Consider the following 15,043-nt stretch of genomic DNA (forward strand, 5'->3'; position numbering starts at 1 on the left):
ATGACCAAAAAATGTTACCCCTACGTCCGCTTTTCATCGACCCGGCAGGAGGACGGCAGCACCCGAGCACGTCAAAACGAGCTTATAGACGCCTTCGTCGCTAAGCACGGCCTTGAAGTAGACCGTCATCTTGAAGACCCCAAAACGTCCGGCTTTCGTGGTCTAAACGCCACAGAAGGTGTGTTAGGTCAGTTCTTGCAGCAGGTTCGTTTAGGTGAGATCGAAAAAGGTTCATATCTACTTATTGAAAACTTCGACCGGCTATCACGCGATAAAATTGTCAGGAGTAATCAAATTTTTTCCGACCTTCTTATGGCGGGAATAAGAATTGTCATTCTTGACGCAAACAAGGTTTATGAGAGAGATAATCTAAACTTAGGTGATTGGGTTAATGCTCTTGTTGAGTTCGGAAGGGCCAACGCCGAAAGTAAACGAAAAAGTGATTTTTCAATTGACGCTTGGAATCGAAACCGCGAGAAAATGCGTAGTGGCGAAATCGTCACCAAAAAAGTGCCTACATGGCTAAAAGTCGAAAATAACGCATTTGTAATTGACGCTGAAAAAGTCGAGCGTATCAACACGCTTTTCAAGATTTCTTTGTCATCGGGCTTGCAAGAAGCCACAAAGAAATATAACGAGCTTTTCAATGAAAAACTTGCCATACATCAAACTCAATATCTGCTTTCCAACCGAAAATTGATTGGTGAACACTCGCCACAAAAAATACATTATGACGAGAATGGGAATCTCAAACGTAAAGATGAAGGCGATGCTATCCCAAATTATTATCCAGCTGTAGTCGATGAAAAGCTTTTCTATCAAGTGCAAGAAGTCATAAAGTCTCGAAAGCCCTTCTCGGGTAGGTATTCAAACCAACGGTATAACGTCTTTCGTGACCTAATCTATTGCAAATGGTGCGGCGGCACAATTAGATACATGAACAAAGGCGAAAGGGACTATTTTATCTGTACCAACTCAATGACGGGCAAATGCGATTTAAATAGTCACTTTGGGCAGCAGTCAATTCGTGGCAAGAAGCTTTTTGAGATGTTCTTTGCCTTCACTAATAACTTAAATATCTCAGCACTTCTTGAAGAAAACACCAAGGCAGACGAACTCAAAACCGAGCTATCAAAGCTTGTGTCACAGAAAGACAAATTGATTCCACGCATTGCAGATTTCAAAGAAGATTTGAAGCGTATGATTTTGCAAGGAGAAGCCATACCATCTACCTACAATGAAATTGTCACGGATTTTGAAAGCACACGCAGCAATTTAGAAGCAGCGATAGAAACGAAAACAAAAGAACTTAATAAAATATATGCTTCCGAGCAATCTTTCGAAGGTCTAAAAGAAAATGATGTGGCGAAAATTATTTACGACAGAACACAAGAAGCAGTCGAGAAGAGAATAAAGTATAACAATGAACTCAAGAAAATAATTAAACATATTCGAATTGACTTTCTAAACACTACATTAGAAATCGAGTTCTTCAATGAAATGCTTCGTTTTGTGGACGAAAATGGTTCCGCATTAGAATACCCGAAAAATCATGATTATGATAATTTCGACAACATTGAAATCGGCAATTATGATAAGGACTGGATTAATCCAATGGAGTAAGCAAAATTTTTACACCCAGATTTAGCCGCCGTTATAGATGGCTATTTTCTGCGTGCATACCTTAAACTTGAAAACATTATAATACATGGTAACTTGTAATTAGCTAAAACTACGAAGTTTTATCAACCCGTTGATGAAATCCTCACACTTTCCTGCGGAAAGACGCTTCGCTTGCGAGTATTTCACGGGTTCCTGCCGGAAGGGCAGAAGCATAAATCAAAAGATAACAACCTATGAGGACTTAATGAATGAACTAAAAAATACTACTATGCTATGGAAGAGGATGAACTACTCCGCCCAGCAGGGCAGAGTAAAAAAGACCGCTGGACTATCTCAATTGAAAAGTTCACTTAATCACAGCCTTCGCACTGTGATGAAAAAAGAACTTGAATTCAATCAAGACTTATCTCATCGAAATTTTATCATTCATAATAACAAAATAATTAGACTGGACAGTCTACAGCTTGCAGACAGACAAAATCTTGTCAATGACATAATGTCATCGGTTCAGAGTGATGTGGACACACACGAAGACCTATCGAAACTTAAAGACGACCGCTCAAAATACGCCTATAAGCTCAAAAAGCTGCTATCCAAAGCTGATGAGCCAGAAGCCCTCAAAACTCTTCTGACGAGCATTCTGGAAGCCCAGAACAGCACCCTTTCCCCTTCTCTAGTGGATCAGGTTGATGCGATTGGCGTTAAGCGTGCGAACGACAAAAAGAAGGCTATCGGAACCTACATAGAACTACACAACGAGGTTATTGCAGCGGGCAATAACTCATTGCATAAAAGCAAAACAGTGGTGCAGGAATGCTTTTTCAAATTTCCAACTCGTAACAATGTCAACGAAGTCAAACCCATTGACTACTTGCGTATAATTCACGATTTCCACAAAAAGTACCTACCTGCTTACGAGATAAAAACCTGCGTATTTCATGGCGACGAGGTATTAAGTGAGAGCCAAATGAACATTGGTGTCCACCCTCACATTTTTATATCTGGAAAGAACTCAAATACTGGCAAATATGACTTGGTGCAAGCCCAGCTTGATTTAGTTAATAGATATCTAAAAACCAAGGGGGAGCCAGCAATTGAAAACAACTCATTCAAAGCATCACAAAAGATAGGCGAAACCTACCAGCGTCTTGTCTATGGATATGTTAACAAAAGGCTGAAAGAGTTCGGTTACAACATAGAAGCGTCTATACATGAAAAAACAAAGGAGCATAAAGAAAAACTTGAAGCAATAGCAAAGGACGCACATAAGGCCAAGATAATGAGGGGCTTTAATTTATTGTCACAAACTAAGTCAGCGATTGCTGACGCTGAAAACCACATACAAGAAATAAAACCCATTCTTGAGCAAAGCAGAGCAGATAACAAATTACTCAAAGAAGAAAATGAAAATCTTAAGACCGAGGTTAGGACAAACACTACAACACTCAACAAACAGAATAGGGAAATTGAGAAGGGCGTCAAAGAGCTAAAAAACCTTGATGATAGATACAAAAAAACTTTGAGAAACTATCAAAAACTTGAAGTGGCAATCAAGAGCAGCCAAGACAAATATAAAGCAATCCAAGATGTTGATTTAGCTATTGATGTCATTGCTTTTCGACAAAGCGAGCAAAGAGACATACGAATGGCCTTTAATGCTTACAAAGAAAAGAATTTAGACGCATTGAAGCAGATGACACGAAAGGAGAGGATCGACTTTTTAGAAGCAAATGCTGAACGTTTTAAACGTGAACAACTGGATGACTTAATATCTACACGCCTTACTTTTGGAGAAAAAACTAGCCTTGTGCTTCACGACACAAAGCATGCCATTAAATCTACCGCCACCAAAGTTAAGAGAAGAGTTTTCGGACCTTAATTTGACTTTATCTAACTATGTGATACAACATAAAAAGGTGAACCCCAAATGTATTCAGCATTTAGGGTTCGGCGTTGATACTGAGTGAGGCAGTTTCAACTTGTAATTAAAGTTATATCACATAATTTTATATCTTCAAGTCTCTCCTGCCTTAAAAATCACATAACTATAAGAAAATCAGTATTCACGCCTTGAACAATGTAGGAAATACAGTGATTGTTTCGTTGTTCAAGCGAAGAGAAGTAAAACGGGGATACTGGAAATTTCTCAACCCGCCAGCCATATAGAAATATATGTTGAACAGGGTTCCGGTGTGGTGCTAATACAACCATTAAGTGTTCAAAGTCTAAAATGAGTATTACATATTTAGACCCCGAGCTAAAAAGTTCAGGTAAGCGGAACTGATTTTAAATGATAAAGTCAGGAAGACCAGCTTTGCCCGAGCTTTATTCTGGTAAGAATAAAAGCGAAGGGCAAGGCTGGAAAAGATAAAAGCGAAAACCCCTTAGGGTTTTCAAGACACGCATGTAGGCACGTATACACATACACACGTATGACATACATACATCTAACACACCCACCCGTTCCCTACACTCAATCACATTACCCCCTACTTACACTGATCCTGCCCATTTTCCTCCCTCACTTCAAAATTCGGTCATTTGCTGGTGTTTCTTGTTCTAGTGATAGTAAATCACCAATGAAACTAAAAAACGCTTAAAAGGCCTATTTCTGTGAGCCATATTTATGGTTTTCATTTTTTCGAACGAAGAAGCAGGGTTTGAAAATTTTCATTTTTTAACGTGACCATACCCACACCTTTTGAATCGAAATTAAACTGAGAGCGATTTTTTGGATTTTTCGATATTTTTTTAGCGAGTTAGTTGCAAAAGGCAATTAAGTGAAATTTGTCAATTTGCACATTAGGGTTCAACCATAAATCAAAACAAGGTCCGACCGTAAATATATTTACACTTTACTATTGACAACGATTTATGCCGTATTTAAGCCATAATCTGATGGTGCAAAAAATCGAATAATCAAAAAAATGATATAAAACCATAAAAAATATTTTGGTTTTTTGTTGAAAATAGCGTTGAATGATAATACGTATGAGAGCTTATGAAAAATTCTCAAAAAGGTATGTTTTGAGTTTATGACCATTTTCGAGTATATGGCCCACTAAGGCCATCCACGCCACTTGCTTCATACATAGCGGAGCGACAGCCAGAATAGGCGAGCTACTGCACGCCATAGCTCTTGCTCTATCAATTGTTATCGCCGCAACAACTCGGCAGCCAAAGGCACGGGTAGCAAGTCCCCGCACCTTCGGCCGCCCCGATCATCTATGTCTATTATTCGCCATTTTCCCATGATTGGGGTGCATTAAAATCTTGAGTAATAGAAGCATGTATTTTGATTGTTCTGATCTTCGCAATCAAGTCTTGTTGTGTCTTGATTTTCTTTTTTTCAAAGACCATCCTAGGCGTGTATTGTTTTCCTTCTGCGTTGCATAAAACAACTTTTACATCCTGTCCGCTTGCATCGACACTTACCAAGTAACCTGCAAGCTCTCGTTTTATGGTGCATTCAATCCAATCTTCAATAGAAAAATCTTCATTCATTTTTCATATATCCATTTGCAACCAGATACTGATGAAATATTGGGTCCACTCCAAAAAGAGAGGTTGATTGCTGCTCATCTAAGCTAAGAACCCGCATAGTGGCGGACGGCGTATTCATCATTTCATCAAGCAACCTAACAGATACTCTCATATCTCTAAGATATTGCTCAATTTCTTTCGCTACACCTTTATACTTTTGCTCTTCTACCTCGTAATTGAAACCCTTCTTGGTAGACGCTAATGAGTAAAAAGAGTGGATACCAATCTCACCAGTTGGGAGGCGAGCCACACCACCAGCCAAAACAAGAACACAGGCAGAATAGCACCTGTCATTTGCCCCAACTAATGTCTGAACCTTGTTTTCTCTCAGTAAACGTCCCAGTTTAATTGCTTCATGAACATCACCACCTTGAGAATTCAGATATACATAACCGAGTCGAGAAGTCAGCCCATTGACTTTACCCATCTTCTCAATTAAGCCCAAAACTTTCTCAGTATCTGATACCTGAATTGGGCCATCCATAGTTATTGCATAACACAAATTCTTACCCATATACGGACAAAGAGCGTTATCTTCTTGGATATCATTGAATACAAGTTCAGCCGCATGTAATACAGAAGAAACAGAAATAAAAATAGCACCTATAAGCGTCGATATTTTAATCCTTAACATATCGCATTCCTTCCTCAAATTGGCAAGGTGGGATTCCCCCAGAGAGCGACATTCTCACCGGAACCCAACAAAGCTGTCACTATGATTGCACAGGAACCTATCGCAGAGCATAGCCAGCCATGTTCGCAGCCACGGTAGGGGTTGATGGAGCGATCGAAAGGGAGGTCGGGTGAAGTGTTGCGGCTGATCACCGACTTGGCTGTCTCGATCCGCACCTCGGTACCCTGGGTTTGCGGCACTTCCTGGTACCAGCCATCATCTTCCGCCACCGAATGACCAGGGGCAAAGCGGTTGTGTGGATTGTGCGCCGTGCCACGGCCCTTTTGCGGTGCTGGAGGAATCATGGCTCACCTGAATACTGTATTCATATACAGTATCGCGCATGCCGGGATCTTTCCAGCACCTCTGGTCTGACTACTTCAGGCCATGCCAGCTGAGATACGCTGCCTGGCTCGATTGCCGCCCGAGAAACGCCTCGATGCCTTCACGCAATGGGCGCGATGCCCCTGGGGCGAACAGTGCTTCCTGCAGTGCCCGCCCCGTGGCTCCGTTCAACAGGCCCTCGGCTTCGAAGCGGGTGAACACATCGAAGGCATGCACATCCGACCACAGATAGGCGTAGTAACCCGCATCGTAGCCGTTCACAAGGTGGTCGAAGGCATGCGCCGGATGTTCAAAGTCAGCGAGTGGCCAGTAACCGCAACGCGCGCGGGCATCACCCAGTCGCTGTTCAAAGGTCCTGCCATCGTTTGGTGTGCCATGCAGGTCCATGTCGAACAGCGCCAGGCACAGATCACCCGCGATCTCCTCCACGCCCTGCTGCCGTAGCTGCCGCAGGCACTCATCGGCTTGCTCGCGGGATAGTTGGTGGCCGTCGTGCGTGCGCGCCGAGATCGCCACCAGGTAGTCCGCGTCCCAGACCCAACGTTCGAACAGCTTGCCGAACAACTCCACACCATCGGTGCCCAGCTCGGTCACATTGGACATGACGTGGTTCGTCGTACGTACCAGCAGGTGGTGCAGGGCATGGCCGAATTCATGGAACAGCTTGCGCAGTGACAAATGATCGAGCAACGGCTGCGAACCTGACAGCGCTTGCGGCACATCACTGAACACCACCACCGAGGCTGCCTGGCAGATACCCTCTGCATCGACCCGGCGATTCCTTACATAGGTGGTGAACACCGCGTCTGGCTGCTTGCCTGCGTGTTGCACGGCATCCAGATACAGAAAGCCAATGAAAGCGCTGTCCTGCCACACCTCGAACGGCTGCACGCTGTCATCCCAGACAGGCAGCGCTTTGGGCTGCAGCACTGCACCAAACAACGTCTGCGCCAATTGCTGCAACGCACTGACAACGGTATTCAGCGGGAAATAATCGCGCAGCGCTTCGGCAGGAAACTCGCTGCGCGAAGCACACCGCAGGTACTCGAAATCCCAGGGTTGGGGTTTGCCCAGGCCCTGCTCGGCAGCCCAACACTCCACCTGCGAACGCCACCGCAACATGGCAGGTCGCACATGATCGGCCAGATCGTGGAGAAAGCCGCGCACCTGGGCTACCGAACCCGCACTCTTCACCTGCAGGCTCTGCTCCAGATGGCCGGAATAACCGAGCAGGAGGGCCTTCTCCTCAAGCAATTGCGCCTGTTGCTGCAGATACATGCGGTTGTCCTGTTGCCGATCATGGCTGACGCCACGGGCGTGAAAAGCCCGGTACACACGCTCACGGAGCTGGCGGTTGGCAGCATGTTTGAGCACCTCACGCGTAGTCACCGTGTCACACGCAATCAACCACCCCTGCTTACCTGCTTGCTGTGCGCTTGCAGCCAATTCGTCACGTACCCGCTGCGGGATGCCGCTCAGCTCCGCTTCATCGGTGATGTTCAACCCAGGCCGGTCGATGTTGCTGCGGAACGCCTCGCGTGCAGTGCCAATCTGCGTTTGAAGGTCTGCCAGATGCGCTTTGCCTGCGGTGTCGAGTAACGCCCCGCTAGCGGCGAACTTGTCCAGGTGCCAACGCAAAGTGGCACGCTTCCCGACATCCAGTTGCTTGCCGATGTCACTGCCGGCCAAGCGTGCATACAGATCATGCAAAACCGTGTTGGCGAATTTTTGCTCGAAGCGCGCCGTCACTTTCCCGTAGAAATCAATGATGGCGTTGGCCCACGCCGTATCCCGGCCGACCAGTGGTGAGGCGGCATACAACACTGCCAGCAGCCGGCTATCCAGCCCATCCAACGCCAGCACCATGTCATCCCAGGTGGGCATGGCCCGCTGGTCCAGGATGATGCGTTCGACACCTTGCTCGTGCGCCAACAGCACGGCAGCGAACGCCGCCTGCATGTTTTCGAGGGTGATGGAAGAGTAATCGACGGGGATATGGCTATCTTGCAGAAGAGGGTTGGCCATGGTGCATCACCTTGCTGATAGATATGAGCAAGAGAGCTTGCATGGCCCGCGTGCGCCAGGTGGCCTGACGATCTAACACCTGTCCATGCCTGCCCGGGCATTGCACCCGGGCGGCACGACAGGATCACTCAGCCGGCTTTTTCAGCTTCGGATTTGGGAAGAACTGCACGGTCTGCACCTTGGCCGGCGCCGCTTTCGGCGCCAGGTGGTTGACCCGGGTGCCGAGTTCCTTCGGCACCGACAAGCCCTGCTCGTTGAGGGTGTCGGTAAAGCCGCAAGCCACGCACTCGCGGTGCGGTACGCCGTCGTCGTTCCACATCATCAGCTTGTCGGGCTCGCTGCACGCCGGGCACACGGCACCGGCAATGAAGCGCTTCTTGGTCTTGTTCACAGCTACCTCACTCATGCTGCAGCGTCCTCGGTGAGACCACTGTGGCGCAGCAATGCATCGATGGAAGGCTCACGGCCACGGAAGTCGACGAACAGCTCCATCGGCTCGCGCGAACCACCACGGGCCAGGATCGCCTCGCGGAAGGCGCGGCCGGTCTCGGCGTTCAGCACGCCTTCTTCCTCGAAGCGCGAGAAGGCGTCAGCCGACAGCACTTCGGCCCACTTGTAGCTGTAGTAGCCCGCCGCGTAACCGCCCGCGAAAATGTGCGCAAAGCTGTTGGGGAAGCGGTTGTAAGCCGGCGGGCGCATGACCGACACCTCGTCACGCACACCTTCGAGCACCTGCAATACGCTGCGGCCGTCGCCATGGCTGGCGTGCAGCTCGAAATCGAACAGCGAGAACTCCAGCTGGCGCACCATCATCATGCCCGACTGGAAGTTTTTCGCGGCCAGCATCTTGTCCAGCAGGTCCTGGGGCAGGGCGGCGCCGGTTTCGTAGTGACCAGAAATCAGTGCCAGGCCTTCCGGCTCCCAGCACCAGTTTTCCATGAACTGGCTTGGCAGCTCGACCGCATCCCAGGCCACGCCGTTGATGCCGGACACGCCGGCATGCTCGATGCGGGTCAGCATGTGGTGCAGGCCGTGACCGAATTCGTGGAACAGGGTGGTGACTTCATCATGGGTCAGCAAGGCGGGCTTGCCGGGCGCGGCCGGGGTGAAGTTGCACACCAGGTTGGCCACCGGGCTCTGCAGCTGGCCGCCGGCAGTGCGGCGACGGTCACGGGCGCCGTCCATCCAGGCGCCGCCACGCTTGTTGGCGCGGGCGTACAGGTCGAAGAAGAAACGGCCAACGTGCTGACCATTTTCCTTGATCTCGAACAGGCGTACGTCCGGGTGCCAGCTGTCGAAGCCCTTGAGCTCGGCGATTTCGATGCCGTACAGGCGCTGCACGATGCTGAACAGGCCGCCCAGCACCTTGTCGATCGGGAAGTAGGCGCGCAGGGCTTCCTGCGACACACTGTAGCGCTGCTCGCGCAGCTTCTCGCCAAAGTAGCCGGCATCCCAGCTGGCCAGCTCGGGGCAGCCTTGTTCGGCAGCGTAGGCCTTGAGCTGTTGCAGGTCCTGGGCGGCGAACGGCTTGGAACGCTTGGCCAAGTCACGCAGGAAGCTCAGCACCTGGTCGCTGGACTCGGCCATCTTGGTGGCCAGGCTCAGCTCGGCGTAGTTCTTGTAGCCCAGCAGTTCGGCCAGCTCCTGGCGCAGGTCGAGGATTTCGCGCATCACCGGGCCATTGTCGAACTGGCCGGCCTTCGGGCCCTGGTCGGAGGCGCGGGTGCAGTAGGCGGCGTATAGCTCTTCGCGCAGGGCGCGGTCGCTGGCGTAGGTCATCACCGCATAGTAGCTGGGGAACTCGAGGGTGATCAGCCAGCCGTCCAGGCCCTTGGCCTGGGCTGCAGCGGCCATCTGCGCCTTGGCCGAATCGGTCAGGCCGGCCAGCGCAGCTTCGTCGGTAACATGCTTGGTCCATGCCTGGGTGGCGTCGAGCAGCTGATTGGAGAAACGGCTGCCCAGCTCGCTGAGCTTGCTCTGCACTTCGGCGTAACGCTGCTGCTTGTCCGCCGGCAGGTCGATACCCGACAGGCGGAAGTCACGCAGGGCGTGCTCGAGGATAGTCTTTTGCGCCACGTCGAAGCCGGCAGCCTCAGGGCTATTGATCAGCGCCTGATAGGCTTCGAATAGCGCGCGGTTCTGGCCCAGTTCGGTAGAGTAGGCGCTCAGGGCTGGCAGGCAAGACTCGTAAGCCTCGCGCAGCTCGGCGCTGTTGCACACCGCATTGAGGTGGCTGACCGGGCTCCAGGCGGCGCCCAGGCGGTCGTTCAGTTCGTCCATGGCCAGCACCAGGCCGGCCCATGTAGGGTTCTTGCCCTGCTTTTCGAGGATCTCGGCAATGGCTTTACGGTTGTCGGCCAGGATCGCTTCGATCGCCGGCAACACGTGTTCGGCACGAATTTGCGAGAAGGGCGGCAGATCGTGGGATTGCAGAAGCGGGTTGTTCGCAGTCACGGTTTGGATACCTTGGCAGAAGAAACACTGCCCCATCTTAATTACAATCGACGCCGACCGCAGCAGGCAGCCTGCCTATCGGCACAGATGAGAGACGCTATCATGGCCATTCGCAGCTTCCAGCAACACACTCCGAAAGTTGGGCCCAGGGCCTTCGTCGACCGTTCGGCGGTGGTGCTGGGCGACGTGGAGATCGGTGAAGACAGTTCGGTCTGGCCGTTGACCGTGGTGCGCGGCGACATGCACCGCATCCGCATTGGCGCGCGCACCAGCGTGCAGGACGGCAGCGTGCTGCACATTACCCACGCCGGGCCTTTCAACCCGGACGGTTTCCCGCTGATCATCGGCGACGAAGTGACCATCGGGCACAAGGTGATGCTGCATGGCTGCACCCTGGGCAACCGTATCCTGGTGGGTATGGGCAGCACCATCATGGATGGTGCCATCGTCGAGGACGAAGTGATCATTGGCGCCGGCAGCCTGGTGCCGCCGGGCAAACGCCTGGTCAGTGGCTACCTGTACATGGGCAGCCCGGTAAAACAGGCCCGGCTGCTGAACGACAAGGAGCGCGCATTTTTCTCCTACAGCGCCGGCAACTACGTGAAGCTCAAGGACCAGCACCTGGCCGAAGGCTACGATCAATCTGAATGACCGCATTCACGGGCACGCCCGCGAAGAAGGCCACGCAGCACTCAAGTGGAACCCTGTACATGCATCAGCAAAACATCCTCTTCGACCTCGACGGCACCCTGACCGACCCACGCCTGGGCATCACTCGCTCGATCCAGTACGCCCTGGCCAAGCTGGGCATCGACGAACCGGACCTGGCCCGCCTCGAACACTTCATCGGCCCACCCCTGCTGCAGGCTTTCATGCAGTTCTACAGCTTCGACGAAGCCAAGGCCTGGGATGCGGTGAACTTCTACCGCGAGCGCTTCCGCGTGACCGGTCTTTACGAAAACCTCGTGTTCGAAGGTGTGCCGGAGTTGCTTGAGGCCCTGAACGGGCAGGGCCGCACGCTGTACATTGCCACCTCCAAACCGTGGGAGTTCGCCCGCGAAATCGCTCGGCACTTTGCTTTCGATCATCACTTCAAGGTGATCTACGGCAGTGAGCTGGACGGCACGCGCACCAACAAGGTCGAGCTGATTCGCCATTTGCTGGATGAAGAAGGTCTGGACCCGGCGCACACCCTGATGATCGGAGACCGCAAGCATGACCTGATCGGCGCGCGCAGCAACGGGCTGCAGGCCGTCGCGGTGGGGTACGGGTTTGGCAGCCAGGAAGAGCTGATGGCAGAAGAACCCGCTTTCCACTTCGCCACGGTAGCCGATTTGCATCAGGCTTTTAGCAAGGCTTGAGGGCCAGCAGGGCTGCTTTGCAGCCGGTCCTCCCACATCGATCGGCGTCCGCAGGGCCTTTGTGGGCCTTGTGGCGCGATGGGCCGCAAAGCGGCCCCAAAATCTCAAAGGCTAACCATCAGACCCTGCAACGCCGCTTTCCTTGCTTCAATCGGCAACCGCCCCAAATGCTCGACCCGCGCGTAAAACCGAACCCAATCCCCACCCACCTCACGAAACAGCGCCGCAAACGCCGGCACCCACTGGTCATATAGCCCGAACGGCAACAACTTGGCATTATTCATCGGCCCATACATCCAGGCGTCATAGCGCTTGTCACCGCCCCACTGGCCATCACGCACCTGCCGGTATTCACGCCTCAAACGCTCAAACTCGGCCTGCTTGGCCCGGCGCTTGTGTGCATCATCCAACGGCCCCGCATAAATCGCCTGCAATCGCTCACGGCTGGCCAACACCAGGCGGATAAACTGGTCGCGCTGCTTTCCCTGATCCCCGCCAACCGCCGCCAGCCCACGCGCCGCACGCCATTGCCGCGTGCCTTCCTGCTCGACGAACGAGGCAAACGACTCATTGAACTCGGTATCGTCCTGCACATAGAAGCGCTGGTGGGCCAATTCATGAAAGATCAACGTAGCCAGGCGCTCATCGCCCCAGCCCACCATCGACGACAAAATCGGGTCATCGAACCAACCCAGGGTCGAATAAGCTTCCACGCCGCCCACGTACACATCCAGGCCATCCTGACGCATCAACGCCGCCGCGCCTCGCGCCGCGCCTTGCTGGTAGTAGCCGCGGTACGCCACGCACCCGGCAATCGGAAAGCAGTGCGTTACCGGTTGCAACGACAACTCGGGCGTGGCGAACACATTCCACACCACGTAGGGGCGTCCAAGGTCGGCGTATACCCGGTAGCTGCGGTTGTCTGGCAGTTTCAATTGCTGGCTGGCAAACAGCCGCGCCTGTTCGGCCTGTTGCAGGTGCGCGCGCAAGGGTGCGGGGGTAGCAGGGTCGGCCAATACCTGCGCTACAGGCTGCCGCGCCCGCAGCAACTGCCACTGGCCCTGCGCCAGCTGCCCGTAGTAGGCGGCATTGCTGCAACCGTTCAGCAGGAGCGCCGCAAGCAGCGGAACCAAACGGGTGAAAATGCGGTCGAGTGCCCCAAGGCCTGAGCGCTGCATAAGAAAAAGTCGAAGCATCCGGGACTGTCTGACTCGCTCAACACCATTTCGCTCCAAGACTATCTCGCCAAGGGGGAGTTTCGCCATGCGTGCATTGTTGGTCGCCGGCTCACTGTTGTTGATCTCTGCCTGTTCAACCTTGCCAGACCCAGACCCGAACCAGGCCTGGATCGACCTCACCCGTTACGACAATACGTCGCTGGACGCCGTGCAGGTAGATGAGCGTGACTGGGCTGACAGCCGCTATTTCGAGGTTCAACCCGGCAGCCACGAACTGACCGTGCGCTATCAGTTTCCAGTTAACCCCAGCAATATCGGCCCCGTCGAGGAGCCATTGTGGCGCGATTGCCAGGTCAAGCTGACCTTCAAGGACTTCAGCGCCGGGCAGCGTTATCAGCTGCAAGCCGGCAGCATTGGCTTCCGCCCTTGGATCAAACTCTACGACCACCAGCAAAAACTGCTGGGTCAAGGGCTGCCGGCGGGTTGTCAGCGCACCTGAACCGCACAAACGGCGCTATGCTTGTTACTTGTAAATCGCAAGTGGGAGTTTTGCCATGCGCCAGCCCATGATGCTGATCGCCCTCAGTGCACTGGGGGCTTGCGCCAGCCCCTTGCCGCCCGTCGACCCCAAGCAGGCCTGGGTCGATCTGTACACCATGACCCCCGGCCGGGTGATCATGGCCGACCGCCTCGACGGCAAGCGTCTGGACGATGGCCGATATTTTCAGGTGACGCCGGGCAAGCACGAACTGGTGGTGCGCTTCGATTATGAAATCTACTCGGGCGGCATCATGTCCGAGCCCAGGGACCGAACCTGCTACCTGACCGTACGCTTTGACAACTTCAAGGCCGGCGAACGCTATCGCCTGGAAGCGCGGGCGCCGGTAATGGAGCCGCAGGTGCTGCTGTATGACGCCGACCGCAAGGTGGTGGTGAACGAGCCTAGCGAAGTGTTCTGCATACCGTGAATGTGGGGCTGCCTAGCAACCCCGGGCCTTGGTGCTTATCGATCATTCTTTTGATAAATGATCTTCTTCGTCCCGCCATCGCAGGTCCCGACGACCATGTTCTGGTCCTTGACCTCGCTGTTGGGCACGATCTCCAGCGTATAGGACGAAACCCCTTGGGCCTGGATCTTGGCCTCGATCTCGGTTTTCAGCTCCTCGCAAGGCTTGACGGCCGCCAGCGCAGACGTGGCGACAAGGGAAGCCAACACAGCGATAGCTACGCGAATCATGGAACGGCTCCTGGAAAGGGCAGTGGCGCTGCCGACGTTCTTTAGACTACAGCAAACCACCACCGTTGCACCGTTTCACCCCACCAACGCCGCATCCAGGCTGATCTTCGCATTCAAAACCTTGGACACCGGGCAGCCTTCCTTCGCCTTGTTGGCAATCTCCAGGAATTGAGCCTCGCTGGCCCCCGGTACCTTGGCCCTGAGCACCAAGTGCACAGCGGTAATGGCAAAACCGTCAGCTTGCTTGTCGAGCGTCACCTCTGCAGCCGTGTCGATCCGCTCCGCAGTCAGCCCCGCCTCGCCGAGCATCATGGATAGTGCCATCGAGAAACAACCGGCATGGGCCGCGCCGATCAGTTCCTCCGGGTTGGTACCGGGCGTGCCCTCGAAACGTGTGTTGAAGCCATAAGGGTTCTGCTTGAGTGCGCCGCTTTCGGTAGAAAGCAGACCTTTTCCATCCTTCAGGCCACCTTGCCAGATCGCCGATGCTGTCTTTTTCATGATGCCTCCTGGTCACTGGGTTGCTTACCTACGGTTCAGAGGCCTGCCGCCTGCTGCAAGTTCAGCGCAATTAGATTGCAGGCATTGAATCCAACGAATGCGC

At 52.8% G+C, this 15,043-nt stretch carries 14 protein-coding genes and 1 pseudogene; 6 read left to right on the top strand and 9 right to left on the bottom strand.

Features of this window, described 5'->3' with window-relative positions:
• Entirely contained in the window at positions 1-1,623 is a 1,623-nt protein-coding gene (locus AA098_RS27170; protein ID WP_064615136.1) for a recombinase family protein, read from the top strand.
• 244 nt (positions 1,624-1,867) lie between these two features.
• Positions 1,868-3,502 (top strand): hypothetical protein, encoded by a 1,635-nt coding sequence (locus AA098_RS27175; RefSeq protein WP_064615137.1) that lies wholly within the window; start codon positions 1,868-1,870, stop codon positions 3,500-3,502.
• Between the two features lie 1,355 nt (positions 3,503-4,857).
• On the opposite strand, the gene AA098_RS29410 is transcribed toward AA098_RS27175, so the two are convergent.
• From AA098_RS29410 to prlC, 6 genes and pseudogenes are all read right to left on the bottom strand, one after another.
• Positions 4,858-5,127 (bottom strand): hypothetical protein, encoded by a 270-nt coding sequence (locus AA098_RS29410; RefSeq protein ID WP_156747535.1) that lies wholly within the window; start codon positions 5,125-5,127, stop codon positions 4,858-4,860.
• A complete protein-coding gene (locus AA098_RS27180) occupies positions 5,120-5,800 on the bottom strand; it encodes a hypothetical protein (RefSeq protein WP_064615138.1) in 681 nt (226 codons plus the stop codon). The genes AA098_RS29410 and AA098_RS27180 overlap by 8 nt, the downstream gene beginning before the upstream one ends.
• A 116-nt stretch (positions 5,801-5,916) precedes the next feature.
• A pseudogene (locus AA098_RS29035) lies at positions 5,917-6,144 on the bottom strand (radical SAM protein); the annotation flags it as partial.
• A gap of 70 nt (positions 6,145-6,214) precedes the next feature.
• A complete protein-coding gene (locus AA098_RS27185; protein WP_064615139.1) occupies positions 6,215-8,209 on the bottom strand; it encodes a M3 family metallopeptidase in 1,995 nt (664 codons plus the stop codon).
• 124 nt (positions 8,210-8,333) lie between these two features.
• The gene (locus AA098_RS27190; RefSeq protein WP_003253053.1) at positions 8,334-8,615 is read right to left on the bottom strand and encodes a YheV family putative zinc ribbon protein; all 282 of its coding nucleotides are present in this window, start codon (positions 8,613-8,615) and stop codon (positions 8,334-8,336) included.
• Complete coding sequence (gene prlC, locus AA098_RS27195; RefSeq protein WP_256545107.1) at positions 8,612-10,663, bottom strand: oligopeptidase A; 2,052 nt, start codon at positions 10,661-10,663, stop codon at positions 8,612-8,614. Before prlC ends, AA098_RS27190 begins: the two co-directional genes overlap by 4 nt.
• A 102-nt stretch (positions 10,664-10,765) precedes the next feature.
• Here prlC and AA098_RS27200 point away from each other — a divergent pair, with 102 nt between their 5' ends.
• Both AA098_RS27200 and AA098_RS27205 read left to right on the top strand, forming a co-directional pair.
• Positions 10,766-11,314 (top strand): gamma carbonic anhydrase family protein, encoded by a 549-nt coding sequence (locus AA098_RS27200; protein WP_003253057.1) that lies wholly within the window; start codon positions 10,766-10,768, stop codon positions 11,312-11,314.
• Between the two features lie 59 nt (positions 11,315-11,373).
• Positions 11,374-12,024, top strand: a complete 651-nt coding sequence (locus AA098_RS27205; RefSeq protein WP_003253059.1) for an HAD family hydrolase — start codon at positions 11,374-11,376, stop codon at positions 12,022-12,024.
• Between the two features lie 104 nt (positions 12,025-12,128).
• Here AA098_RS27205 and AA098_RS27210 read toward each other — a convergent pair whose 3' ends face one another.
• Entirely contained in the window at positions 12,129-13,202 is a 1,074-nt protein-coding gene (locus AA098_RS27210) for an aminopeptidase (RefSeq protein WP_064615141.1), read from the bottom strand.
• Between the two features lie 85 nt (positions 13,203-13,287).
• Between AA098_RS27210 and AA098_RS27215 the strand changes: the two genes are divergently transcribed.
• Positions 13,288-13,701: a hypothetical protein gene (locus tag AA098_RS27215; RefSeq protein WP_003253063.1), complete on the top strand. Its 414-nt coding sequence runs from the start codon at positions 13,288-13,290 to the stop codon at positions 13,699-13,701.
• A 55-nt stretch (positions 13,702-13,756) separates the two neighbouring features.
• Positions 13,757-14,170 (top strand): hypothetical protein, encoded by a 414-nt coding sequence (locus tag AA098_RS27220; protein ID WP_003253065.1) that lies wholly within the window; start codon positions 13,757-13,759, stop codon positions 14,168-14,170.
• A gap of 35 nt (positions 14,171-14,205) precedes the next feature.
• Here AA098_RS27220 and AA098_RS27225 read toward each other — a convergent pair whose 3' ends face one another.
• Both AA098_RS27225 and AA098_RS27230 read right to left on the bottom strand, forming a co-directional pair.
• Positions 14,206-14,439 (bottom strand): DUF1161 domain-containing protein, encoded by a 234-nt coding sequence (locus tag AA098_RS27225; protein WP_003253067.1) that lies wholly within the window; start codon positions 14,437-14,439, stop codon positions 14,206-14,208.
• 75 nt (positions 14,440-14,514) lie between these two features.
• On the bottom strand, positions 14,515-14,940 hold the full coding sequence (locus AA098_RS27230; protein ID WP_003253070.1) for an OsmC family protein: 426 nt from the start codon (positions 14,938-14,940) through the stop codon (positions 14,515-14,517).
• Positions 14,941-15,043: the final 103 nt, after the last annotated feature.

It is taken from the genome of Pseudomonas sp. JY-Q, from assembly GCF_001655295.1.
Lineage (GTDB): Bacteria > Pseudomonadota > Gammaproteobacteria > Pseudomonadales > Pseudomonadaceae > Aquipseudomonas > Aquipseudomonas alloputida.